Source organism: Asinibacterium sp. OR53 (assembly GCF_000515315.1).
GTDB lineage: Bacteria > Bacteroidota > Bacteroidia > Chitinophagales > Chitinophagaceae > Sediminibacterium.
The window spans coordinates 905772-930911 of record NZ_KI911562.1 but is presented as its reverse complement, the minus strand read 5'-3'; the positions used below and the strand labels follow the sequence as shown (position 1 = coordinate 930911).

26 protein-coding genes are annotated in these 25140 nt (G+C 45.8%); 19 read left to right on the top strand and 7 right to left on the bottom strand.

Annotated elements, in window-relative coordinates; genetic code table 11:
* Positions 1 to 6: 6 nt before the first annotated feature.
* From SEDOR53_RS0104070 to pxpB, 4 genes are read right to left on the bottom strand one after another with little or no spacing between them, the layout of a single operon-like run.
* Positions 7 to 1200: an NRAMP family divalent metal transporter gene (locus SEDOR53_RS0104070; protein ID WP_037360520.1), complete on the bottom strand. Its 1194-nt coding sequence runs from the start codon at positions 1198 to 1200 to the stop codon at positions 7 to 9.
* Positions 1181 to 1921 (bottom strand): 5-oxoprolinase subunit PxpA, encoded by a 741-nt coding sequence (locus tag SEDOR53_RS0104065; protein ID WP_026768567.1) that lies wholly within the window; start codon positions 1919 to 1921, stop codon positions 1181 to 1183. Before SEDOR53_RS0104065 ends, SEDOR53_RS0104070 begins: the two co-directional genes overlap by 20 nt.
* Complete coding sequence (locus SEDOR53_RS0104060; RefSeq protein WP_026768566.1) at positions 1921 to 2808, bottom strand: biotin-dependent carboxyltransferase family protein; 888 nt, start codon at positions 2806 to 2808, stop codon at positions 1921 to 1923. The genes SEDOR53_RS0104065 and SEDOR53_RS0104060 overlap by 1 nt, the downstream gene beginning before the upstream one ends.
* Positions 2789 to 3520: a 5-oxoprolinase subunit PxpB gene (pxpB, locus tag SEDOR53_RS0104055; RefSeq protein ID WP_037360518.1), complete on the bottom strand. Its 732-nt coding sequence runs from the start codon at positions 3518 to 3520 to the stop codon at positions 2789 to 2791. The genes SEDOR53_RS0104060 and pxpB overlap by 20 nt, the downstream gene beginning before the upstream one ends.
* 148 nt (positions 3521 to 3668) lie before the next feature.
* Here pxpB and SEDOR53_RS0104050 point away from each other — a divergent pair, with 148 nt between their 5' ends.
* The 8 genes from SEDOR53_RS0104050 (at position 3669) to SEDOR53_RS0104010 (ending at position 9785) form a co-directional block, all read left to right on the top strand.
* A complete protein-coding gene (locus SEDOR53_RS0104050) occupies positions 3669 to 4430 on the top strand; it encodes a hypothetical protein (protein ID WP_026768564.1) in 762 nt (253 codons plus the stop codon).
* A 118-nt stretch (positions 4431 to 4548) separates the two neighbouring features.
* The gene (locus SEDOR53_RS0104045) at positions 4549 to 5403 is read left to right on the top strand and encodes a hypothetical protein (RefSeq protein WP_051416485.1); all 855 of its coding nucleotides are present in this window, start codon (positions 4549 to 4551) and stop codon (positions 5401 to 5403) included.
* Positions 5404 to 5596: 193 nt separating this feature from the next.
* Positions 5597 to 6196 carry a NifU family protein gene (locus SEDOR53_RS0104040; RefSeq protein WP_026768562.1) on the top strand — a complete coding sequence of 200 codons (600 nt, stop codon included), beginning with the start codon at positions 5597 to 5599 and terminating at the stop codon, positions 6194 to 6196.
* A gap of 915 nt (positions 6197 to 7111) precedes the next feature.
* Positions 7112 to 7732: a hypothetical protein gene (locus tag SEDOR53_RS0104030; protein WP_026768560.1), complete on the top strand. Its 621-nt coding sequence runs from the start codon at positions 7112 to 7114 to the stop codon at positions 7730 to 7732.
* The gene (locus SEDOR53_RS17090; protein WP_198018784.1) at positions 7722 to 8168 is read left to right on the top strand and encodes a DUF5675 family protein; all 447 of its coding nucleotides are present in this window, start codon (positions 7722 to 7724) and stop codon (positions 8166 to 8168) included. Before SEDOR53_RS0104030 ends, SEDOR53_RS17090 begins: the two co-directional genes overlap by 11 nt.
* Positions 8169 to 8522: 354 nt before the next feature.
* The gene (locus SEDOR53_RS19010) at positions 8523 to 8780 is read left to right on the top strand and encodes a hypothetical protein (RefSeq protein WP_026768559.1); all 258 of its coding nucleotides are present in this window, start codon (positions 8523 to 8525) and stop codon (positions 8778 to 8780) included.
* Positions 8735 to 9088, top strand: coding sequence for a type II toxin-antitoxin system RelE/ParE family toxin (locus SEDOR53_RS19440; RefSeq protein WP_084220335.1), 354 nt, complete (start codon positions 8735 to 8737; stop codon positions 9086 to 9088). Before SEDOR53_RS19010 ends, SEDOR53_RS19440 begins: the two co-directional genes overlap by 46 nt.
* 175 nt (positions 9089 to 9263) lie before the next feature.
* Positions 9264 to 9785, top strand: a complete 522-nt coding sequence (locus SEDOR53_RS0104010) for a hypothetical protein (protein WP_026768558.1) — start codon at positions 9264 to 9266, stop codon at positions 9783 to 9785.
* A gap of 6 nt (positions 9786 to 9791) precedes the next feature.
* Here SEDOR53_RS0104010 and metF read toward each other — a convergent pair whose 3' ends face one another.
* Entirely contained in the window at positions 9792 to 10745 is a 954-nt protein-coding gene (metF, locus tag SEDOR53_RS0104005; RefSeq protein WP_026768557.1) for a methylenetetrahydrofolate reductase [NAD(P)H], read from the bottom strand.
* A gap of 105 nt (positions 10746 to 10850) precedes the next feature.
* On the opposite strand from metF, the gene lptB reads away from it, so the two are divergent.
* The 6 genes from lptB (at position 10851) to SEDOR53_RS0103975 (ending at position 16542) form a co-directional block, all read left to right on the top strand.
* Positions 10851 to 11618 carry an LPS export ABC transporter ATP-binding protein gene (gene lptB / locus SEDOR53_RS0104000; protein WP_026768556.1) on the top strand — a complete coding sequence of 256 codons (768 nt, stop codon included), beginning with the start codon at positions 10851 to 10853 and terminating at the stop codon, positions 11616 to 11618.
* A 38-nt stretch (positions 11619 to 11656) separates the two neighbouring features.
* Positions 11657 to 13174: a GH3 auxin-responsive promoter family protein gene (locus tag SEDOR53_RS0103995; RefSeq protein WP_026768555.1), complete on the top strand. Its 1518-nt coding sequence runs from the start codon at positions 11657 to 11659 to the stop codon at positions 13172 to 13174.
* A 49-nt stretch (positions 13175 to 13223) separates the two neighbouring features.
* Positions 13224 to 13979, top strand: coding sequence for a 3-oxoacyl-[acyl-carrier-protein] reductase (fabG, locus tag SEDOR53_RS0103990; RefSeq protein ID WP_026768554.1), 756 nt, complete (start codon positions 13224 to 13226; stop codon positions 13977 to 13979).
* Between the two features lie 96 nt (positions 13980 to 14075).
* The gene (locus tag SEDOR53_RS0103985; RefSeq protein ID WP_026768553.1) at positions 14076 to 14372 is read left to right on the top strand and encodes a hypothetical protein; all 297 of its coding nucleotides are present in this window, start codon (positions 14076 to 14078) and stop codon (positions 14370 to 14372) included.
* 44 nt (positions 14373 to 14416) lie between these two features.
* Positions 14417 to 15904 (top strand): SulP family inorganic anion transporter, encoded by a 1488-nt coding sequence (locus tag SEDOR53_RS0103980; RefSeq protein ID WP_026768552.1) that lies wholly within the window; start codon positions 14417 to 14419, stop codon positions 15902 to 15904.
* On the top strand, positions 15904 to 16542 hold the full coding sequence (locus SEDOR53_RS0103975; protein WP_026768551.1) for a carbonic anhydrase: 639 nt from the start codon (positions 15904 to 15906) through the stop codon (positions 16540 to 16542). The genes SEDOR53_RS0103980 and SEDOR53_RS0103975 overlap by 1 nt, the downstream gene beginning before the upstream one ends.
* A gap of 17 nt (positions 16543 to 16559) precedes the next feature.
* Here SEDOR53_RS0103975 and SEDOR53_RS0103970 read toward each other — a convergent pair whose 3' ends face one another.
* Together SEDOR53_RS0103970 and paaZ are read right to left on the bottom strand one after the other, a co-directional pair.
* Positions 16560 to 17339 (bottom strand): enoyl-CoA hydratase/isomerase family protein, encoded by a 780-nt coding sequence (locus tag SEDOR53_RS0103970; RefSeq protein ID WP_026768550.1) that lies wholly within the window; start codon positions 17337 to 17339, stop codon positions 16560 to 16562.
* 92 nt (positions 17340 to 17431) lie between these two features.
* Complete coding sequence (paaZ, locus tag SEDOR53_RS0103965) at positions 17432 to 19477, bottom strand: phenylacetic acid degradation bifunctional protein PaaZ (RefSeq protein ID WP_026768549.1); 2046 nt, start codon at positions 19475 to 19477, stop codon at positions 17432 to 17434.
* Positions 19478 to 19686: 209 nt separating this feature from the next.
* On the opposite strand from paaZ, the gene SEDOR53_RS0103960 reads away from it, so the two are divergent.
* The 5 genes from SEDOR53_RS0103960 (at position 19687) to SEDOR53_RS0103940 (ending at position 25132) form a co-directional block, all read left to right on the top strand.
* Complete coding sequence (locus SEDOR53_RS0103960; RefSeq protein ID WP_051416484.1) at positions 19687 to 21879, top strand: hypothetical protein; 2193 nt, start codon at positions 19687 to 19689, stop codon at positions 21877 to 21879.
* Between the two features lie 39 nt (positions 21880 to 21918).
* Entirely contained in the window at positions 21919 to 22218 is a 300-nt protein-coding gene (locus tag SEDOR53_RS0103955) for a GNAT family N-acetyltransferase (protein WP_026768547.1), read from the top strand.
* Between the two features lie 3 nt (positions 22219 to 22221).
* Positions 22222 to 22797 (top strand): TMEM175 family protein, encoded by a 576-nt coding sequence (locus SEDOR53_RS0103950; protein WP_026768546.1) that lies wholly within the window; start codon positions 22222 to 22224, stop codon positions 22795 to 22797.
* 324 nt (positions 22798 to 23121) lie between these two features.
* The gene (locus tag SEDOR53_RS0103945) at positions 23122 to 24549 is read left to right on the top strand and encodes an outer membrane beta-barrel protein (RefSeq protein ID WP_026768545.1); all 1428 of its coding nucleotides are present in this window, start codon (positions 23122 to 23124) and stop codon (positions 24547 to 24549) included.
* A gap of 19 nt (positions 24550 to 24568) precedes the next feature.
* Positions 24569 to 25132 carry a hypothetical protein gene (locus tag SEDOR53_RS0103940; protein ID WP_026768544.1) on the top strand — a complete coding sequence of 188 codons (564 nt, stop codon included), beginning with the start codon at positions 24569 to 24571 and terminating at the stop codon, positions 25130 to 25132.
* Positions 25133 to 25140 lie beyond the last annotated feature (8 nt).

Genomic DNA, 25140 nt, shown 5'->3' with positions numbered 1-25140 from the left:
GAAAGTTTACCTGACCCAACTGATAAAAGCATCAACACTCATCCACCCCATGGCTAATACTACAATCCAGCCCGCTGCCTGCATCCAAAGGGGGTGATGGTACCCGTTCATCAACCGTTTTCTTGTAACAGCTATTAATATAACGGCGAGTGCGAGTGGGAGAATGAACCCGTTGATAGCTCCGGCAAAAAGCAATAACTGCCTGGGCTTACCGATGAAAACAAACACAGCAGTTGACAACAGGATAAAAATGGAAATACAAAGGCGTTCATATTTTGCCAGCAAAGGGTGAAAGGTTTTCATGAAAGAAACAGAAGTATATGCAGCGCCAATGACGGAAGAAATAGCGGCGCTCCACAACACCACACCGAATACCCGGTAACCGAATTCGCCTGCTGCAAAACGGAACACACCTGCAGGAGGATTATCGTGATCAAGTACCGCACCATGTACCAATACACCCACTGTAGCGAGAAAGAGAATGAAACGCATGAGTCCTGATATAATGATACCGCTCATTGCACTGCGGTTCACTTCCTGCATGCTTTCTTTCCCTTTGATACCGGCATCGAGCAGCCGGTGTGCGCCGGAGAATGTGATATAACCGCCCACTGTACCACCCACAATGGTTACAATGGCCTGTGAGCTGATGGTTTCGGGAATGAAAGTACGGTGAATCGCTTGCAGTAACGGCGGATGCGCACTGAAGGCAATGAAAAGGGTGAGTAGTATTTTAATAGACCCAACGATCTTGGTAAAATGATCGAGCATTTTTCCTATCTCGCGTATCCAAAAAAGCACCAATGCAGCCACGCAACTAATGATAGCGCCCTGTTGAAAAGAAAGCCCGGTGAGCACGTTAACGCCGAGTCCGCATCCGGCAATATTGCCGATGTTAAAGGCGAAGCCTCCCAGTATCACCAGCACAGACAACAAATAGCCGAGGCCGGGAAGCAACCTGTTGGCCAGGTCCTGCGCCCTTAATTCACTAATGGTAAGGATGCGCCAGGTATTCAGTTGCGCGCCGATGTCGAGTAATAAAGAGACCAATATCACAAAACCAAAACTGTACAACAACTGCTGCGTGAAAACAGTTGTTTGGGTAAGGAAACCAGGTCCGATAGAAGAGTTGGCCATGAGAAATGCCGCGCCCAGGCCAACACCGCTGAATAAAGTGGGTTTAAATTTTCCGGATCTCAATGTTGTTTTGTTCTAACGCTTGATGAATATGTTTTGCAAAGGAAACGGCGTGCTCACCATCGCCGTGTATGCAAATGGTTTCTGCCAGGATGGTAACGGGTTTGCGGTTCACGCTGGTAACGGTTTGTTGCCGCACCATCTGCAGCACTTGTGCTGCCGCCTCCTCTTCTGATTTGATCATAGCGCCGGAACGGCTCCTGGGTGTAAGGCTTCCATCGTCCTGGTAGCTGCGATCGGCAAACACTTCACTCGCTGTTTTCAATCCTGCCGCACGTGCTGCCGAAATGAGGTTACTACCACTGAGTCCGTATAATACCAGGGAGGCATCCACCATTTTAACAGCGTTTGCAATGGTTTCAGCCATGGATAGATCTTTGGCCGCCATATTGTAAAGTGCGCCGTGCGGCTTCACATGATGCAGCTGGGCTCCCAAATTCCAGGCTATTCGATTCAACAGCATTAACTGTTCGCTTACCAATTCGTACAACGCCTGTTCGGGTAAATGCATTTCGTTCCTGCCGAAATTAGCCGCGTCTTTGAAACCCGGGTGGGCGCCGATGGCCACCCCATGCTGCAAAGCCAGTTCAACAGTGCGTTTCATGGTATCGGCATTGCCGGCATGATAGCCGCAGGCAATATTGGCGCTGCTGATAAAAGGCATCAGTCCGGCATCATGCGGCATACCTTCGCCCATGTCGCAATTGAGGTCGATGGTCATCATTACAATGAAAAATATTCTTGCATACGGAAGGTACAGGAATATTGCAGTTGTTGCAAATGTTGCTCCTGGTGGAGTCGCAGCGTTTCTGCTTCGGCAATGGAAACGGATTCAAAAGCAAGCGCCTGGCCATTATCTGACTGTGCGAGTGAAGGAATATCGGCGCTGATCACGTGACCGATACAAGGATATCCGCCAATGGTCTGGTGATCGGCCATCAGCACAATGAGCTGACCATTGGGCAATAACTGGATGGTGCCTTTTGTTACGGCAGCGGAAACCAGCTCCTGCTTTTCTGTTAATTGCAAAGCTTCTCCTTTCAACCGGTAACCCATACGGTTGCTTTGGGTTGTGATGCTGAAAGGGCTGTTGCAGAAATGCTGCCGGCTCGATTCGGAGAGTTGACAAAAAAAAGAACCCTGAACGAATCGAATGCGGTCATTGTTGTAGAGTCCGTATAGATCGGCTTTCCAGGGTAAAGCCACCACTTCATTTTCACCGGAAAAATGATAAGGGAACAATTCATTATTCAGTCCGCCCCTGACCGCCAGATAGCAACGCGCACCGTTTCTTTTTTGTTGAAAGCGAAGTATGGAACCTTTATTGACTACCAGTGGCTGGTTGATGTTGATGTCTACCTCGTCGATGACGGCGCCAAAATCGGCGCCGCTCAGTGCAATCAAACAATCTGCTGTAAAATGGATAACAGGACCGGGGAAATGCATTTCCAGTACGGCTTCACCCTTGCTGTTTCCTACGAGTGCGTTGGCTGTGCGGAAAGCGATAAAATCCATCACCCCGCCCGGGCCAATACCCAGGTGTTGCCGGCCATAATGCCCCGCATCCTGTATGCTGTCGAGTATGCCTTTTTTAACGATGTGCAGACTCATGCGCTTTCATTTTTTGAAACTCGGAAAGGGTAATGGGATAAAATAGCACTTCATCGCCCGGTGCGAAAAAGCAGGGATCTTTTTTGCGCGGATCAAATACCCGCAAAGGTGTTTGTCCGATCAGTTGCCACCCCCCCGGCGAATCAACCGGGTAGATGCCGGTCTGTTCGCCTGCAATACCTACACTACCTGCTTTTACAAGGGTTCTGGGTTGTTGTAACCGTTCAGTGGCGATGCGGGGATCTACCTTACCCATATATGCAAAGCCGGGAAGAAATCCCAGCATATATACGTGGTAAGATTTTGAAGCGTGCATGTTGATCACCTGTTCAACTGTTAATCCATGAGCAGCAGCCAGGTTGATGATATCGATGCCCAGGGTAGGATCGTAGCAGACGGGAACATCCACCCTGTTTATTTTCCGGCGGGCGGACAGTTGTACATGGGAGAGCCTTTCGAGGATGATCCTGCCCAGGTAATCAACAACAGTTGAGTTGCCTGTTTTGTTCCGCCAAAACACCAAATCATAAACAAATGCGATACTGCTGTATGCCGGAATACAATCGAGCAGTCCGGCAAGCGGTTCCTGCTGAAAATAGTCGTAGATGGCCATGACCCATTGGTGGATATGTTCATCGATGCATTGACCGAAGTCGATGAGCAGGGCATGGTCCCCGATACTGCGCAGTTGGTAAGGCGGGATCGATAACATGAATTACAAGGTACGTTTTACCATTAGCATAACATAAACAACTTATATACAACCAGTTATCAAAAGATTTATCTGGAGATGAACAGATTGGCACGGAACTTGAAATGTTTTTTTAAAATCAGATTGTAAAACAAAATCTCAACTCAACATGAAAACCATTATCAAGTCTTCAGCAGCACTGGCAGTAGTGTTATTTTTCAATGCGGCGCAGGCCCAGGTTGCGGCAGGACTTAAAACAACTACCAATGCTACAGTAAATGCTTCAAAGGCAGCAAGTGCGGCAAGCCAGGTAGCAGCCCGTACATCAGCGGCTACCAGCAATGCAGTGAATGCAAGCACCAATGCCGCCGCAAAAGCGTCTGCCGCTGCTACACACGCTACGAATGCAGCAGTTAATACCACCGTTAATACCGCCTCCAAAGTACAAAGCAATACACAGTTAAATGCGGGAGTAGGCGTTAACGCAAAAACAAATGTGAATTCCAATGCAGGTGGTGAAGATAAAGGACAGGTAAGAGCAGCTGAAAGGTCAGAATCTGAAGTACATGGAGATGCCGACAATGCACAAGGCCAGGACCAGGATAAAGACCACCATGTAAAAGTTAGGGCAAAAGCAAATGCCAATTCCAATGCCGGTGGTGAAGACAAAGGACAGGTAAGGGCATCTGAAAGGTCAGAGTCTGAAGTACATGGAGATGCGAATGTGGATGCAAGAGGCAAAGCGAAAGACATGAAAGAAGATGCAGATGAAGCCAATGCAAAAGTGAAAGCAAAAGCCGACAGGGCAAAAGCAGCCGCTCACCATGAAATGAAAGAAGCAAAAGAGAAGGCATCAAAAGCTAAACCTGAAGTGAGCGCAAGCACAGAAGTGAAAGCACATGGAAAAGTGAAAGCAGGCGATAAGCAGTAATTTTTTATATTCATATATAGTGCTGTAGACAGCACATTTAAACTCCAGTATCCTTTTTTAAAAGCACCATACGTAAGTTGTTGGCTGGGATTAGAATGATATAATAAATCAGACAGGTATGAAAGGAATTATCACGAAATGGTTATGGTTGATAGCAATAAGCTTACCGGTATTTTCCGAGGCACAAGAGGGAACGGCCGGTAACAAGCAAGCACCCAAGAACGAATTCAATGCTGCGATCAATTACCAGTCTTATTTACATTATTTTGGCCGGACAGATAGTTTGAAGAGCAGTGGTATTTTTCCTACCATTGGCTTCCGCCACAAGAGCGGCTTGTATGCGCAAGGAAACTTCATATTTGTTCAGAACAGTGCCCAGCCGGCAACTTACACAGGTGCTACCGTAGAAGGTGGTTACCGCTTTCCTCAGTCAGATCATTTTTCCGGGAATATTTTTTATACCCAGTTCCTTTATAAAGACAAGAGTACATTGGTGCAATCGGCGCTGAAATCGCAGACCGGGATCAACCTGGCGTACACCAACAAAATACTCAACATCAATGTTGGAGGTGATTTGAAGTTCAGCGACAAAACAGACGTTGGCGCCACTTTCGGGCTTGACCATCTCTTCATCATTACAAAGGGCCTGATGAAGAATTCAGCCATCGCAATAGACCCTTCTGTTTATGCCTATGCAGGCACGCAACAATTCAGCAATACCTACCTGCAGAAAGAAAATGTTTTAGGATTTCCCGTTTCCCAGCAAAACGTAACAGAACATGTTACCCAGTTCAACATCCTGTCTTACGAGGCTTCTATACCCGTTGTGCTGGTAGTGGGTAAATTCAATGCGGCTGTTATTCCCGCCTATGTGATGCCGCAGAACCTGGCAACGGTAGCCGGAAGACCCGACCTTACAGAGCGCGGACAGAACATGTTTTACGTAACGGTTAGCGCTGGTATACGCCTGTAATATCGCTCAACAGTTTACATTTTTTCTGTTTTCATATATGCATTTTGCCACAGCAATAAGCGTGTAAGAGCTTACGATTTGCGAAAAAAAGGCATGTACATTGATTTCCGCGAGCCGCAGCCTCAGCGAAGCCGCGGTTTTTGTTTATTTTTGTACTTCGATAAGCTCCCTGCACACCATAAAATTGAAGTGTATGATTAAGACAGGCAACCCGGTGATCAGTATCTATACTGAAATGACGCCCAACCCCGAAACCATGAAGTTTGTGGCCAACAAATTGTTGTACCCGGGCAAGAGCATTGATTTTGCAGATGAGTCACAAGCAGCTCCCTCTCCCCTGGCGAAAGAGCTGTTCAGTTTTCCTTTCATTAAAAGTGTTTTCATTGCCAGCAATTTTGTAACGCTTACTAAAACAACCGATACGGAAGAGTGGCAGGATATCATACCTACCATCAAAACATTCCTGAAAGAATACCTGGAGAACGGCGGCGTAGTAGTGAACGAAGAGGAGGTGGCCAAAGTAAAACACGAAGCCAGCAATGCAGTAAGCGCCGATGACGATGATGTAGTAAAGCGTGTAAAAGAGTTGTTGGAAAATTATGTGAAGCCCGCTGTTGAGATGGATGGTGGTGCGATACAATTCAAAAGCTACAACGATGGTGTGGTGAACCTGATGCTGCAGGGAAGTTGTAGCGGATGCCCTTCTTCCATGATCACGCTCAAGGCCGGTATTGAAGGCATGATGAAGCGCATGATTCCTGAAGTGAAAGAAGTTGTTGCTGAAGCAGAATAAAAATCAATAGAGATACGATATAAAAGGCCCGCAAAAAATTGCGGGCCTTTTTAACATATAGCGTTGTAATCGAGATTCCCCTGACATGAAGTAGTCAATATTTCATCTGACAGCTGGCAGGTCATGTCTGACGGCTTCTTCCTTGAGACGGAGCTCGTCCGCCTCCAGACAGATGTGATCTACCTTCAGACGAAACTCATCCGTCTCCAGTCAGATCGTATCCGCTTCAAGGCGGATCATATCTGTCTGACGTCCGGCGTCATCTATCTTCAGACAGATCTTATCCGTCTCCAGTCAGACCGCGTCCACCTTAAGGCGGATCATATCTGTCTGATGTCCGGCGTCATCTATCTTCAGACAGATCTTATCCGTCTCCAGTCAGACCGCGTCCACCTTAAGGCGGATCATATCCGTCTGACGTCCGATGGTTTCTGCCTTCAGACGGAACTCGCCTGTCAGTCCTACATTCAGGATTTTTTGTGTAACCTCCGGTAATGCCACATGAACCACCAACGCCTCAGTGCGCTGTACGGGAGGGCTATACCTACCGTCATGGAGAGTCTTGAAGACAATAAGAGGAACTGGACGATCACATGCAGGTGATGAACAGGCAGCGCAGCTGTCCACTGATCGTACAACGCTAACACTTCACCCGCAGAGGCAAAAATGATGAATCGCCCCAATGAAATTGAGAAGGGTAATCTCTGATTCAGGCATTTTTTGCCCCTCTTTCATAGAATTTTAAAAATAATGTGATCTGTAAACCAGAGTGTTAGGGAGGGTTGCGCAAGGGTCGCAAGGGTAAAGCAATAGGTTGGCTTTATAGCTTTGTTCTCGTTAACAAACCGCTAGCGGGCCTGTCTGCAGCAGGCAAAAAATGGAAACTAATTTTTTAAAAACTTAAAAACATTTTTTATGAAAGTATTTGCACCATACTTACCTAAAACAGAAGGACACTTAACCATCTGGGTGAGTACGTATAAAGAAAAAATGGGCCTGCTGGGTACGGGCCTGGGCTTAACGGCTGCTGAAGTAGCAGAACAACAGGCGGCCGCGCAAGTCATCATCGATCATATCAATAAGGTCGACCTCAAAAAGGTAGAATTGAAAGAAGCTGCCTCAGCCAAAGAACTGGCAAAACAAAACAGTTTGCAATTAATCCGCACGGTCATCACCCGCATCAAGACCCTGCCTGCTTACACACTGAACGCAGGAAAAGAGCTGGGTATTGTTGCATCGAACCGTTTGGTGGATGAAAATTCGCTGAAGCCTACACTCGTAGGTACTGCGTATGACGGTTATGTAAGCCTGAGCTTTAATAAGCAAGGCATGCCGGGCATCAGCCTGTACAGCAGACTCAAAGGCGAACTGGAGTGGCAGGAGCTGGATGTGGCAAAAAGCTCTCCCTACCTCGATTACACCCCGCTGGCCCAAACGGGTAAGCCTGAAACAAGAGAGTACATGGCTTACTATTACGATGGATTCCAGGAAACTGGTTTTGCCAGTGATATTGTTTCAGTAGTCTATGGGGGATAGAACCATGGAATTGCAATTAAAGCGTATTTATCTGCCGGGTGGAACCAATGGCGTGTTGCAGACTGCTTCCGGAAGCATCATCTGTTACACCATAGAATTACCCTGGAAAGATAACCAGCGCAACCGCTCCTGTATCCCCGAACGCCGGTACAGGGTGGTGATCCGCCGCAGTGAAAGGCACAACAGGCACTTGCTGCTGCTGAATGTTCCCAACAGGTCTTTGATCCTTGTTCATCCTGCCAACGATGCAGCCCGCCAACTGAAAGGTTGTATCGCCCCCGTAAGTATTCTTACGGGGGAAGGCAGGGGTGAACAATCGAGAAGAGCTTTCCATGCACTCATGAACCTAGTAAGTCCGGTGCTGGGTGCAAGCAAAACGGTATGGATCACCATTGAAGGGCCCGAACATTTCATCACCCAAAAACAAACATCATGACACAAAAACAAATAGACAGTCTGAGTCTTTTGCAGCGGATGCAAGCGCCTACACCCGGCTTTTCATTGCACCTGCTGTGTAACATTCTCAAAAGTGCTCAGGCTTTCAAAATATAAATCCAGCTGAAGCGATAGGCGAGCGATTATTCGGTCAAACAGAAAAGTTTGCTACAAAAATGGTTGGTGCAGAGTTAAAGGTATCTGGGAATTAATATAAACCGGGAAAAACAAAACTTTAAATGGACGGTTAAGAAATGTTTGGTATATGACAATATAGTCGAAAATGAGGTATTTATACTTATTAAGAAATGTCCCAATAGTTGTATTTTTACAGTAAACCGGTTATAATCAAAATATGCATACGCTTACACTGGAAATATCAGATACACGCGCTCTTCTGACTTTGCAGCAATTAGCAAAAAAGAAAGCGATTAAAATCATTGCCAGCGATGAGGTTGATGATTCTTTATCATTACCTGGAACGCCGGTGAGCATGGCTGCATTTAAACAGTGGATTGCCAATGCAGAAGCAACTCCAACAATTAGCCTTAAAACTGCGAAATCCGAATGGGGACATCGTCGAAAGCGACTACTTCACGGCCTCGGGAAGTAAGGATTAGCTCGCAAGCTTTTCAGAATATCAATGAAGTAACTGGCTACATTGCCTTTGTTGACCAATCTCCACTCAATGCTATTAAAGTCGGCGACGCCCTATTTCAAACCATTGATAGAATAGAACGGAACCCGCTGGCTTTTAAGGAGTGCCGCGAACTACCAACAAAATCTAAAATGTACCGTCAGGCTGTCTGTTATTCCTGGATTATTATCTACAAGATTACTGATATTGAAATTATTATCCTTGGTGTTATCCATGGAGCCCGTAGACCATCAGTAATAAAAAACTTAAGGAAGATTCGGTAGGTATTAATACACGAAACAGTATAGAACAGGGCAAAAAAATAAACAACCTGGAATCAAAACTGCTCAGGCTTTCAAAAAAAGAACAGATCCTTTTTTAACATATAGCATTGTAATCGATATACCAGATTTACTCTGATGGCATGATGTTTGGGTCGTAAACGGAAAACCTACCATTATGAAATCAAAAATTGTATTGGCAGCAGTATTGCTATTTGCTGGGTATGTTGGGAAGGCGCAAACGCAAAGCACCAACCCGTTAAGGCTGGGTGTGAGTGTAAGCCCCGGGATGTCTTTGGGAGACAAGACAGGATTTACATTGGGGGCCGACCTGCGTTTACAGCAACGCTTTGCAAAAAACGTTTCATGGATATTGACCACCGGTTATACCCACTTTTTCAGCAGAACATTCGACATGCAAAAGCCAACAGGTGTGGCGCCTGCCGACATTAGTTATGGTTTCATTCCATTGAAAGCGGGTGTGAAAGCTTTTCTCATGCCCGCGTTATATGTATCCGGAGAGGCGGGTGCTGCTTACAGTACACAGTCTACCGATAACAAATTCTCTTTTGTGTATTCACCATCGGTAGGAACCATTATTGGCAACCATCTCGACCTGAGCGTGAAGTATGAAGACTTTACCATTTCAAACAATACCAAGCAACTGGCATTGCGCGTTGCTTACGGATTCAAGTGGTAACAGACCTTAGCTGATTTCTTTTACAACATTCCAGATCACTTTGGGTTTGCCCAGTGTATAATAATGCAACACGGGCACACCGAACTTTTTCAGTTCCTTACTTTGGTGGATCAGCCATTCTGTACCTACCTGCTCGCATTCTGCATCTGTTTTGCATTTCATGAGCTCATTGGACAAATCAGTGGGAAGATCAACATGGAAAATGCGCGGCAGAACCGATAACTGCTTTTTATTGGTGATGGGTTTCAGTCCCGGTATGATAGGTACCGTAATACCCATATCGCGACAGGCTTTTACAAAGTCGAAGAATTTCTGGTTATCGAAGAACATCTGTGTCATGATGTATTCTGCACCGGCGTCTACTTTTTGTTTCAGCCGTTGCAGGTCTATTTCCAGGTTGGGCGCTTCGAAATGCTTTTCGGGGTAACCAGCTACGCCCATGCAGAAACTGGTTTTACCTCCGTTCTTGATGTCTTCATCGAGATAAACACCATGGTTCATATTGCATACCTGTTTCAACAGGTCGAGTGCATATATATTGCCTCCGGTTTCCGGTTCAAAAGATGCTTCATTTTTGGCAGCATCTCCACGTAATACCAGTACGTTGTCGATACCCAGGAAGTCGAGATCGATCAATGCGTCTTCGGTTTCCCTTTTGGTAAACCCGCCGCAGATAATATGCGGAACGGCATCTATTTGGTAATGGTTCATAATGGCCGCGCAAATACCTACTGTTCCCGGGCGTTTGCGAACATCTACTTTTTCAAAAGTACCATCGGCTTTTTTCTTGAACATGGTCTCGCTGCGATGGTAGGTTACGTTGATCCAGGAGGGCTTGAATTCCATCAAGGGGTCTAAATGATCGTAAAGGGATGCAATGGTTTTTCCTTTCAAAGGAGGTAAAACCTCAAAACTGATCAGGGTATTCTGTGCTTGCTGCAGATGCTCGGTTACTTTCATGCTAAAATCGAAATATGCACAAATGTAAAGGCAAACGGCAAGAATTAACGAAACGAGTCGATATTCTCGAAACAACAATATTACTTTTGTTCAAATATTCTAACGGTGAATTTAACCATCCATACCAGGCAACTACTGAAAAGCTATAAAGGCCGCACAGTAGTGAATCATGTGAGCATAGATGTGAAGCAGGGCGAAATCGTAGGGTTACTGGGCCCCAACGGCGCCGGAAAGACCACCACTTTTTATATGGTGGTAGGACTGATCAAGCCCGACGAAGGCGCTGTGTTCCTGAATGAAGAAGATATTACCAAACTGCCCATGTACAAACGGGCCCAGATGGGTATTGGTTACCTGCCCCAGGAAGCCAGTGTGTTTCGCAAGCTGAGTGTGGAAGACAATATCATGTCGGTATTGGAAATGACAGACCTCAACAAAGAGGAACGCCATCATAAGCTGGAAACTTTGCTGGACGAATTCAACCTGCACCATGTGCGCAAGAATAATGGCGACAGCCTCAGTGGTGGCGAGCGGCGCAGGACCGAGATTGCCAGGGCGCTGGCTGTTGACCCCAAATTCATTTTGCTCGATGAACCTTTTGCGGGTGTGGATCCTATCGCTGTAGAAGATATACAAAGTGTGGTAGCCCGCCTCAAGTATAAAAACATCGGTATCCTTATTACCGACCACAACGTAAATGAAACACTCTCTATCTGCGACCGGGCCTACCTTTTGATCGAAGGAAAGATCTTCAAACACGGCACAGCAGAGGAACTGGCTGATAATGAACAGGTTCGCAGGTTGTACCTGGGAACCAATTTTGAACTCAGGAGGAAAGACTGGATCATTGAAATGGGCAAGGAAGGAGTTTGAGTTATCAGTTTCATTCCTTATTTTGCTGTTGATCCCGTATGAAAATCCTCAGCCCCGCTATATCCCGACTGGCCCGGTTCAGACACTGGCGCATAGAGCAATGGATGGTCGATCCTATTGCCTCTCAGCGGGAGGTATTGCAGGACCTCGTTACCCATGGTCAGAATACCGAGTTCGGCCGCCGTTATGGTTTCAAGGAATTATTCAATATTAAGAAATTCAAGGAGCACATACCCATTCATGAATACAACGACCTGAAACCTTATATCGATCGGTTGATGAACGGGGAGGAAAACCTGTTATGGAATACCCCGGTGAACTGGTTTGCCAAGAGCAGCGGTACTACGAGTGATAAGAGTAAATTCATTCCCATTACCAATGAAAGTTTGGAAGACTGCCATTACCAGGGAGCCAAAGATGTACTCACCCTTTATTACAATTATAACAACGAAAGTGATCTGCTGACGGGTAAAGGTCTGGTCATCGGCGGTAGCCACCAGATCAGCAAGATCAATGAAGAAGTGCATTATGGCGACCTGAGCGCTGTACTGTTGCAGAATACGCCCATCTGGGCCAACTGGATACGCACGCCGGAACTTTCTATTGCATTGATGGATGAATGGGAACAGAAAATAGAAAGGCTGGCACAGTCTACGATTCCCGAAACGGTTACCTCTATTTCAGGAGTACCTACCTGGACCCTTGTGCTCATAAAACGCATATTGGAGATCACGGGTAAATCGAATCTCAAAGAAGTATGGCCAACGATGGAGTTGTATATCCATGGAGGTGTTTCTTTCCTGCCTTACCGCGAGCAGTTTAAAAAACTGATCGGTGATGGCTGTACTTACCTGGAAATGTACAATGCCAGTGAAGGTTTTTTTGCTGCGCAGGATAACCCGGAAGAAGAAGGCCTGCTCTTGTTTTTGAACCACGGTATTTTTTATGAGTTCATGCCGGTAGAAGAATACGGTAAACCCAACCCGGTAACGATTGGCTTGAAAGATGTAGAGATTGGTAAAAATTATGCATTGGTGATCAGCACCAATGGCGGACTCTGGCGCTACCTGGTTGGTGATACGGTACAGTTCACCACCACATACCCTTTCCGAATCAAAGTGAGTGGCCGGCTCAAACAATACATCAATGCATTCGGGGAAGAAGTGATAGCGGATAATACCGACAGGGCTATTGCGATGGCCTGTGAGAAAACAGGAACAGTAGTGAACGATTATACCGCAGCGCCTGTTTATTTTGGTGATGAGAGCAAAGGTGCACACGAGTGGCTCATTGAATTTGAAGAAAAACCCGCCTGCATCGAACAGTTCGCTTATGAGCTGGACTGCGCATTGAAATCGCTGAACAGCGATTATGAGGCCAAGCGCTATAAAGACATGGCCCTTACCATGCCGCAACTGCATATCATGGAAAAAGGCATCTTCCATGAATGGCTTAAGAGCAAGGGCAAACTGGGCGGTCAGCATAAAGTACCTCGCCTGAGTAATGACCGCAAGTATATAGACGAGATCAAATTGCTGATGTTGCAATACCAGTAACCTCCACTATATCTCATTCCTCATTAAATTTGCCGCACAAACGACATCTATGAAACTACTCGAAGGAAAAGTATCGATCGTTACCGGAGCAGCCCGGGGTATTGGAGCGGCTATCGCCCTCAAACTGGCTGAACACGGCAGTCATATCGCGTTCACCTATATCAGCGACAGCAGCGCCGAAAAGGCCAAAGCATTGGAAACCCAGTTGAAAGGATTGGGTGTGAATGCCAAAGCATATCAAAGCAATGCGGGTGATTTTGCTTCCTGCGAGACTTTCGTAAATGATGTAGTGAAGGAATTTGGTACGGTAGATGTTTGTGTGAACAATGCCGGTATCTCCAAAGACAACCTCTTGCTGCGCATGAGCGCCGAACAATGGGATGAAGTGATGGACATCAACCTGAAAAGTGTGTTTAACATGACCAAGCAAGTGATACGCCCGATGATGAAAGCCAAAAAAGGAAGCATCATCAATATGAGTTCCATCGTAGGCGTTCGCGGAAATGCAGGCCAGTCGAGCTATGCAGCGAGCAAAGCCGGCATCATCGGCTTCACCAAATCTGTTGCACTGGAACTGGGTAGCCGCAATGTACGCTGCAATGCGATCGCTCCCGGTTTTATTGAAACCGATATGACCCATTACCTGAAAGACGGCGATGGTGCAACGGAATTCTTAAAGAAAATCCCGCTGGGACGGTTTGGTAAAGCTGAAGAGATTGCCGATACTACTTTGTTCCTGTCAAGCGATATGTCTTCTTATATTACCGGACAGGTATTGAGCGCCTGCGGCGGTTTGAATATTTAAACTGTAAAAGAACGGTCATATTTAGGTTAAGATTATTGTTAAAGCATTGGATACGGTTGCTGGTTAAGGCAGCCGTATCTATTTTCGCGCCAGGAGATGGGAAAAAAGATCATCAATATTTTTTTGGTACTGGTTCTTTCTGTACAAATGTTGCCCGTTCAACAAATGGGTAGGATGTTGTTCAGTAACCAGTTCAATGAAGAGATCCCGCACTCAGTAGATGCCGCCAAAAGCATTATGAAAAAGGCCGATTCCGATTTTGTTACTCCTCCTGTTGTTTGCATCCAAGCTTCCATCATTTATCTGCATAAACTGCAACCGGCAGAAGCCGATGCTATTCCATTGAATTACGCGACAGATATTCTCGTGCCGCCTCCCAATTACTGTGGTTGATTGATCAATTGCAGTAACTATTCTTTTATTTAATCTTAAGTGGCATGAAAAAATATATGAAGCATGCGGGCGCCGACCTGCGTGCATCGATCGTTGTTGTATTGGTAGCGCTTCCGCTTTGCCTGGGCATTGCACTGGGATCGGGCGCTCCCCTGTTCTCCGGCATCACAGCAGGCGTGGCAGGAGGTATTGTAATAGGGATGTTGAGCGGCTCACAATTGAGCATAAGCGGTCCTGCTGCCGGCCTGACCGTTATAGTGGCAACAGCTATTTTGAAGCTTCAGGTATATGAAGCTTTTTTGTTGGCCGTAGTGCTGGCGGGCCTGATACAATTGATATTGGGCTTTGCAAGAGCCGGGGTTATTGGCGACTATGTTCCCAATTCCGTAATCAAAGGCATGCTGGCCGCTATTGGCCTGATCCTGATTCTGAAACAATTTCCACACCTCGTGGGATATGATAATGATATCACACCAACTGCTGTGGTAATCGGACTCATATCGCTAGGTATCCTGGCGGCCTGGGAAACCAGGTTCATCAAGTCGAGGAAAATGCTGAAGCAAATACCGGCGCCGTTGGTAGTGGTACTGGCGGCAGTCATTATCCATGAGTATTATAAGGCTATCCACCCGGCGTATGCGTTGCAAGCCAAACAACTGGTTGCCCTACCGGTTGCTGAAAATGTTGAGGCTTTCTTTTCCTTTTTCACTTTTCCGGATATTCGTTTTTTAAACAATCCCGATGTATGGGTGTCTGCAGCAACAATCGCCATTGTAGCCAGCCTCGAAACTTTGCTGGGAATAGAGGCGGTAGACAAACTGGATCCACTGAAAAGGGTAACGCCCACCAACCGGGAACTCAAGGCCCAGGGTATTGGGAATATGGTATCGGGTTTATTGGGCGGACTGCCGCTGACTTCGGTTGTAGTAAGGAGCTCGGCCAACCTTTCAGCCGGTGCAAAAACAAAAGCATCCGCCATCCTGCATGGGATATTGCTGTTGTTGTGTGTGATGTTGATTCCAGCATTGTTGAATAAAATACCCCTGAGCGCATTGGCTGCTATACTTATTTTTACAGGATATAAGCTGGCGAAGTTAACTTTGTTCAGGGATTTCTACCGGAAGGGCTGGGATCAATTTGTGCCGTTTGTGGTAACCATCGCCGCGATATTGCTGACAGATCTTTTAATAGGTATACTGATTGGGATTGCTGTAGGGCTGTTCTTTATGTTGCGCAGTAATTTCCGGTCGTCGGTATTTGTGGTGAATAACAATAGTCATTACCTGATCCGTTTCAGGAAAGATGTATCATTCCTGAATAAACCGATTGTGAAGAAAAAACTGGAAGACGTTCCCCGGAATGCGTATGTATTAATTGATACAACACGTGCCGATTATATTGATAAAGATGTGATTGAAGAAGTGAACAATTTCCTGTTGCATGCACACCTTAAAAAGGTCAGGGTAGAGATCAGGAAGAGCCCGAACAAATCCATGCACTTTTTATTTAATGAACCTCAAACCAAATCATAATGGAAACATATCAGAAGTTATTACTGGAGAACAAAGCCTGGGCAAAAGAAAAAGTAGAAGACGACCCTGCGTATTTCGACAGGCTGGCGCATATACAAACACCGGAATTCCTGTGGATCGGCTGTAGCGACAGTCGCGTTCCTGCGAATGAGATTACCAATACACAGCCGGGAGAGATCTTCGTTCACCGCAATGTGGCCAATATGGTCATCCATACCGATGTGAACCTGCTGAGCGTACTGGAGTATGCTGTGGAACACCTCAAAGTGAAGCACGTGATCGTTTGCGGTCACTATGGTTGCGGCGGGGTGAAAGCTGCGCTGAGTAACCACGATTTCAAACAGGTGCTTAATATGTGGATACGCAATATCAAAGATGTATACCGCATTCACCGCGATGAATTAGATAGTATCAACAATGAAGAAAGCAAGTTCGACAGGCTGGTAGAGCTCAATGTGGTAGAGCAGGTAATGCACCTGGCCAAAACATCCATCATACAAAGGGCCTGGAAGAAAGAACAGCGGCCTGATTTGCATGGCTGGGTATATGGACTGAAAGACGGGATCATCAACCCGGTATTTGAAATGAGGGCCAACACACCCCTGGATCCTTTATATGAATACGATGATCTTCAATAAGATAAAAAGCAGCTATCCTAGGATAGCTGCTTTTCTTTGAATTTGGCAATATAGTTTTTGCTGTAATCGCTTAATATCAATCGGCCACTGATCTTTGCCCGTTCTTTGAGCAGTTCATCCCAATGCTCGGTACCTTTCCAGAAATTCTGTTTCAGTTCGCGCATGGCTTCAGGATTAGAATGGGTCAGCGAGTCGGAAAGCCTGGTGATGGAGTCGTCCATACCAGCCACATCGCTATGCACTTCTGCGAATAATCCTTTGCGGCGTGCCCAATCGGCGGGGCGCCACATACCGGCATCGATAGCGAGTTGCGAAAAAGCAGAAACACCTACTTTTCTTTCTACGGCCGGACCAACTACAAAGGGTCCGATGCCAATAGCCAGTTCGCTCAGTTTTACATCTGAACCATCTACGGCAATGGCATAATCTGCGGCGGCAGCCAATCCAACGCCTCCCCCTACACATTTACCCTGAATGCGGGCAATGATGAACTGGGGCGCTTTTCGCATGGCGTTGATGACCTGTGCAAATCCGTAGAAGAACTTGTATCCCTGTTCTTCATTTTTGATCGCAGCCAGTTCGTCGAAAGAAGCGCCGGAACAAAAAACACGGTCGCCCCCGGAGCGTAGGATGATCACTTTGGTATTCTTGTTCAGTCCTTCACTGTGTATGTCTTTGGCAAGGGCTTCCAGCATCATGCCTGGCAGTGAATTTCTTTGCGGGTGGTAAAATTCGATGGTGGCGATGCCATGTTCTCTTTCTACTTTAACATAGCCTTCTTTGAACTCTTCTATCATAAAACATCTTTTTACAGGAACTGCGCGCGGGGTCTCTTACCAAATTTACAATTATGGACAACAACGCTGCTTCATTTTTGTTTAAAGTATGCTTAATACTTTTTCTTTACCATGGTAAGGATGGTGGCTACACCAACGGGTTCATCGGTTTCGTCGAATATCTCTACATACCATTTAACAATCCCTTTAGGTATGTCTTCTTCCGTTTTCTTTTCCTGTACAGTTTTTTCCTTACAGGTAAAACGCACATAAATTTCCGCCCCGGGGTAAACCGGTTTGGTAAAGCGCAATTCGTCGATACCATAATTGAGCAATACCGGGTTTTTACGATAGCTGTCTACGAAAAGTCCGGCTGCAATGCTCATGATAAGATAGCCGTGCGCCACCTGTTTTTCGAACATGGTACCGGTAAAATCGGTGTCTTTGAGGTGGGCATAAAAATGATCGCCGCTGAGGTTGGCAAAATGGTCGATGTCTTCGGCTGTAATGAGTCTTTTCCCGGTTACCAGCTGATCGCCTACCTGTAGTTCTTCAAAATACAGCTGGAAAGGATGAACAGCGGGTGTGCGGCCCTTTGCGCCGGGCTGGTAAACATGGCTTACAGCAGTGATCATATCGGGTGAGCCCTGGATGGCCAGGCGTTGCATATAATGTTTTACGCCACGCATACCGCCCATCTCTTCTCCGCCACCAGCCCTGCCCGGACCGCCATGCACTAACAGGGGCAGGGGCGATCCATGTCCCGTGTTTTCCCTGGCGCAATCGTTATTGAGTATCAACATACGCCCGTGCCAGGTGCCGGCGCCCAACACATATTTCCTTGCCAGCTCCTGGCTGGCGGTAACGATGGTGCTTACCAGCGAACCTTTACCCAGCTTTGCGAGTGCTACGGCGTCATCGATAGATTGATAAGGCATTAGCGTGGATACTGGCCCGAATGCTTCCACTTCATGAACTGCCTTGTTATTGAAAGGCTGTTCGTTGAGTAGTAATAAAGGGCTCATAAAAGCGCCTTTGGTATTGTCGGCATCGATCAGCTCTACACTGTCGAGCGAGCCATAAATGAGCTGGGAAGAAGCCAGCAGTTTTTGTACCTGTGCTTTTACTTCCTGCCGCTGCGCTTCCCCGGCCAGTGATCCCATCCGCACTTTCTCATTCAACGGGTTGCCGATGGTGGTTTGTGCAAGGGCTTTTCCCAGCGAAAGGTGTACGTCTTCCAGTTTATTCTGCGGAACAAAGATGCGCCGGATGGCTGTGCATTTTTGTCCGCTCTTGGTGGTCATTTCCCTGCGTACTTCCTTGATGAAAATATCCCACTCGGGCATATCCGGCGTTACGTCTTCACCCAATACAATACAATTCAGCGAATCTGCTTCCATGGTAAAAGGAACATTGGATGCCAGGATATGCGGATTGGATTTGAGCAACTGCCCTGTGCTGGCCGACCCGGTAAATGTGATCACATCCTGCTCATTCACGTGATTGAGCAGATCGCCGGCGCTGCCGCAAAGCAATTGCAAAGCGCCATTGGGTAAAATGCCCGATAAGGCGATCTCTTTTACGACTGCTTCTGTAAGAAATGAAGTAATGGTAGCTGGTTTTACGATAGCCGGTACGCCTGCCAGCAGGTTGACCGCAATTTTTTCGAGCATGCCCCAGACGGGGAAATTGAAAGCATTGATATGTACGGCCACTCCTTCTTTTGGAAGCAGTAAGTGGTGCCCCATGAAAGTATTGGCTTTTCCCAGCGAGTGATATTCTCCATCGAGACAATAAGGCTGATCGGGAAATTTGCGGCGGAGCGAAGCGTAAGCAAACAGGTTGCCGATGCCTCCTTCAATATCTACCCAGCTATCGGCCTTGGTAGCGCCGGTCTTGTAACTCAACTGGTAAAATGAATCGAGATGGTTACGCAAGTGCAGCGCCAGTGCGCGCAGCATCAGTCCGCGTTCATGAAAGGTCATTTTGCGGAGCGCAGGATTGCCAACTGTTCTGGCATATTGCAGCGCGGCGGCCATGTCAATTCCGTTAGTTGTAGCCGATGCTATTTGTTCGCCGGTAACCGCATTGAACAAGGGCTGACCATCTCCATCGCCGGGTATCCATTTGCCCAGGATGTAATTTTCCAGTTTTGACATACCAATCGTTTAGTCAGCAAAGCTAACGATTGGTAGGTTTTATACCGGGGAATAATATTTTGTCATCAGTTATTTTGTTGTGATTCCCTTCGCCTGAAGCACCGGCGAATGATACGGGACAGGGATATGCCGATTATTATTATCTTAAGGCGCTGAAAAGGTACCACAATTGGTACCTGAAATAATCGCCCCATTAAATAAAACCGATCTTGCGTTTCTTTTATCTTGCCTTATTTGCCATTGTAACCAAATGTGCATCTGCACAACAATTGGTGCAATTACCTGTTTGGACAAACAACATGGAGCAAAGCAACCAGACAGATTGGTTGGTGCGCCCCGTTCAGGGAAAAGCAAATGCTTACAATAGTCAGGATCGGCGGGATTTGATTTTGTATAATGGTCTTGTAAAAAGAACGTTCAGACTCAATCCAGGTATTGCATGTACCGGATACAAGAATATGACTACGGGCCAGGAACTGATCAGGGCTGTTTCGCCGGAAGCACGTATTACGATCGATGGAAAAGAATATCCGGTTGGTGGATTAAGCGGTCAGCAAGAAAAAGCATACCTCCTGCCTGCATGGGTAGATGATTTTACACGTGATGAGCGAGGTTTCGTGTTTCAACGGTTCGTCATCAGCAAACTAAATCCCTTCCTGGCATGGAAGCCTGCTACCTGGGCAATGAATACAAAGGAGGCAACCGGGGTGATGGTGAGTTTTTACTATGAATCGGCAGTGCCTGCTTTAAAAGATATTCATGTAACAGTGAATTATGAATTGTATGATGGTATTCCACTGATGGTGAAATGGCTTTCTATAGAAAATAAGGGTAATGCCTCGTTGAAGATAGATCGTGTGGTGAATGAAATACTGGCAACGCCGGAAGAAGAAAGCGCGGTAGTAGGCAGTGCAGAAAGAATGAAAAAGCAGCAAGGTATTTATGTTGAAACCAATTATGCTTTCAACAATGCCATGCGTTACGATCTGAGCGATCAAACCCTTCACTGGAAAACAGACCGATCCTACACTTCGCAAGTGAATTATGATTATCAAACGCCTTGTGTGCTGGAAGTTTATCCCGATAAGGCTCCGGGTATTGAATTACAACCGGGAGCCGTTCTGCATTCTGTGCGTTCTTACGAATTGTTGATGGATGGATACGACAGGGAAAGAAGAGGACTTGCTGTTCGCAGGATGTACAGTACAATAGCTCCCTGGACAACAGCCAACCCCATTTTCATGCACCTGGTGAGTAAGAACGATGAACAGGTACGTACGGCCATCGATCAGTGTGTTGCTACCGGTTATGAAGCAGTGATATTGAGCTTCGGCAGTCATTTGAATATGGAAGACTCTTCAGCAGCGAATATCCGCCAATGGAAAGCGCTGGCAGCGTATGCACACGATAAGCATATAAAGATCGGTGGTTATTCCCTGTTCAGCTCACGCCGTATCAGCGATGAAGACGATGTAGTAGATCCTAAAACCGGCAAGCCAGGCGGTGCTTTCTTTGGAAACGCACCCTGCTTTGGAAGCAAATGGGGATTGGCTTACCGCGATAAGATCAAATATTTTTTCACGCAAACGGGTTTCGATATCTGGGAGAATGATGGGCCCTACCCGGGCGATGTATGCGCTTCTACTTCACATCCGGGACACAAGGGGCTCGACGATTCACAGTGGAGGCAAATGGAAATACAAAAAGAATTGTATCACTGGTTGAATACGAGCGGTGTTTACATCAATGCGCCTGACTGGTATTTTCTGGACGGTACCAATAAAATAGGTATTGGTTACAGGGAAGTGAATTTTTCTTTGCCAAGGGATCACCAGAAATTATTGAACAGGCAAAATATATTCGATGGTACCTGGGAAAAAACAGGTTCGATGAGCTGGGGTTTTGTGCCCCTCACAAAATACCAGGGCGGCGGTCCCGAAGCCATACTGGAGCCGCTGAGCGAGCACCTGAAAGATTATGAACAACTCATGGTGCAATACTATAGCGCCGGTGTACAAGCCTGTTACCGGGGACCACGTTTATATGATACAGATACTACCAGGCACATGGTTACACAGGTAATCAACTGGTACAAAAAATACCGCACTATACTCAACAGCGATATCATTCACCTGCGGCGTGCAGACGGGCGCGATTGGGATGGGCTGTTGCATGTGAATCCGCAATTAAAAGAAAAGGGATTGATGATCTTATACAATCCTACCAAAAAAGTTATCACTCAAACCATCCATGTACCATTGTATTATACGGGACTTACCAAAACAGCCAGTATAAGGGAAAAAGAAGGAGCAGCTGGTACTTATGTGTTGAACAGGAATTACGAAGTAACATTGAAGGTTCGACTTGAGCCCGACTCGTATTCATGGTGGGTCATTGAGTAAGGGAAAAGTTGTATTTTACTGTTTAAATGAATGGACAGTATGGACCGTCCGGCATACGATATCAGGCACAATGAAAAGAACATGCGTTTCGAAATTACCGAGAATGGAGAAACAGCTTATCTTGAGTATCGTTATTACCACGATGATATTGCATTCATGCATACTGAAGTGCCTGCTGCAATGGAAGGAAAAGGAATAGCTTCTGCCCTGGCAGTATATGCATTTGCTTATGCCAAAGAACACCAGAAACCGGTAATGGTATATTGCCCCTTTGTTGCAGGATATTTAAAAAAGCACCCGGAGTATAAGGTGCAGCTCGACCCTAAGTTCATACACTAGTATATGACCAAAAACAGACTTGAGGCATTCAGCGATGGTGTCCTGGCCATCATCATCACCATCATGGTACTGGAAATGAAAATTCCGCATGGAGATGACCTTTCCGTGCTGAAACCGGTATTCCCCGTTTTCATCAGTTACATTGTGAGCTTTATTTATGTAGGGATTTATTGGAATAATCACCACCACATGATGCATGTAGTGTCTAAAGTAAACGGCAGGGTACTGTTGGCCAACCTGCATTTGTTGTTCTGGATATCCCTGTTCCCTTTTACTTCTGCGTGGATTGGGGAGAATCATTTTTCTACCTGGCCGGTTGCCTTGTATGGGTTTATATTGTTCATGGCTTCTGTGGCGTGGTATATCCTTGCCAGGATACTGATGAAACTGCACGGAGCAGATTCGGCCATTGCGCACGCGTATGGACAGGATTGGAAAGGAAAACTCTCTTCGGCTGTTTACCTGATAGCTATTTTCATTGCCTTTTATATACCCATCATCAGTTTTGTACTTTACTGCATAGTAGCTGCCGTGTGGATATTACCCGATTACCGGATAGAAAGATTGTCGAAAGACTAACTTCTTACCCTCAGCCTGTAATTTACCGGCCAGCATTGCTGAAACAGCATCTGCATCATTGCATTATGATAAGAATCGTATCATAATGATAGTGTTTTTCCCACCTCTTTTCTCCGCATCAATTTTCAAGAATGACGGGGAATCCTTTGTCAGCAATAGTTATGTTATAAAAAAACATATAAATAATCTGCTGGCATAGCATTGGCACCTCTTGAAATGACATAGATAACCGGTTCTATCAATGTTACCTGTAAAGCTGTTCAAGCCTTGCGGAGTTAACGATTTGCTTGTATCAACAAACAATAAAAATTAAACCATACTAACATGACCCTTAGCAATACCCTTAGAACGGTTTTATTAACTGCATTGGCACTTTGTTTTATGTTGTCTGATATACAGGCTCAAAAAGTAACCGATGGTATCAATAATAACCCTGCCGATTCCCTTAACACATCCACCAACCCTGCTGCACCGGGAGACCCATTTGGATTTGCTGATTTTTCCTGGGTAAATGGCAACAACCGCCAGGCTTCCAAGATTATCGACAATAAATATTTTACCGGCGATTTTACATTCGACATGAATTATACCTACTCGAACAGGCATCCGATAGATAATACAGTCCTGGGCTCTACGGCTTTATCCAGGAATGAAGAATTCACGGTATCATTTGTAGGCGTAGGAGGCGATTTTCATTATAAGAATGTAAGAGGAAGGATCATGACCCAGTTCGGAACGCGCTCCACGGTTGTTCCTCGTAATGATTACAGTGGTTACAGAGGTATGTACGACTTACCCGATGCATACCGGTATCTCAGCGAAGCTTATGGCGGGTATCATTTTGATAAATGGCATGGCATCAATGTAGATATGGGAATATTCATGTCTTATATCGGCATGTTCTCCTATAACAATTTTGAGAATTGGAGTTACCAACCCTCCTATACTTCTGATAATACACCCTGGTTCTTCAATGGTATACGGGTGCAGATGTTTCCGAGCGTTAAAACAAAAGTTGAATTATGGCTGATCAATGGATGGCAATCTTATGGCAAGTTCAACAAAATGCCCGGCCTCGGATTCTCTTATTTGCACAGGCCCAATGGTAAAGTTTCTTTTATCTCCAATAACTATTTCGGAACGGATGTAGCAGGGATGCCTCATGTGAAGCGAATACATACCGATAATACATTCCAACACATGTATTATAATAACCCTAAGGCATCGGGTATCAAAAGAGCTGCGTTCACTGTTACAGGAGATTTCGGTTTTCAATGGGGCAGTGATGAAGGCACAACGTTTACACCTTTCGGAGACACTACTGCTTCCAACTTTATCAGCGGAATGGTATATAACAGGATCTGGTTTGGCAAGGATATGAAATGGGGATGGACCATCGGAGGCGGATTCCTGCACAACCCCAGCAGGTACCTGGCATTGGTACCTCCCGGACAAGCCACTGATAAATTTGTTGCAGACGCTGTTCCCGGCGCTAAAATGGATGGATGGGATGGTTCAACCTGTCTTGATTACAATCCCAATGATTTTTTAACGATCAGACTAGAACTGGTGCACCGTTTTATGAACATTCCCTATTTCAATGGACCAGGCGGTGTTACCGGCCAAAATGGTTACCAAACGAATCCCGCATTAACGTTTAATCCTAATTCATATACACCCAATACGGGCTGGACGCCCGACCTGGTTAAATCGGAGACCAGGGGCATATTGGCATTAATTGTAAGATTTTAATCACATTAAATATAAAGCCATGAAAACGATCAAATTATTACTGCTGCTTTGGATAGTGACAGTAAATACGGCAATAGCTAAAAAGGGAATCTATCTTTCCCTCGAAGATTTTATCGGCCGACATGTTTCTTATGAAGGAAGTAAGAAGATCATCCTGAACAGGTTTTCAGGTGCTTCCAATATCAGGATCATTGAAAATGACCAGGTAGTAAAATTGGAGAAAGATAAAGTGTTTGGGTACACAGATGGTAATGGCCAGGACTTCCGTTTCTTCCATAACGAAGGATATCAAATCTTCGATCATGAAGGGCTGTTTATTTACAAAGCCTATGCATCTTCAAGCGTAGAGAAAGGTAAAGGATGGGTAAAAAAAAGCAGCTATTATTTCAGTGCCGGAGGAAATGGAACAATATATCCATTGACTATTGAAAACCTCAAAAAAGCCTTCCCGGAGAACCTCAAATTTCACGACTTGCTCGATGGCTTGAGATCAGAGGCGGATCTTACTGCTTACGATGAATACAGGAAGATGGTAAAGGTCAATTATCTATATAAAATGTCTGTGAAAGCGCCTATTGAATAATTAAGATC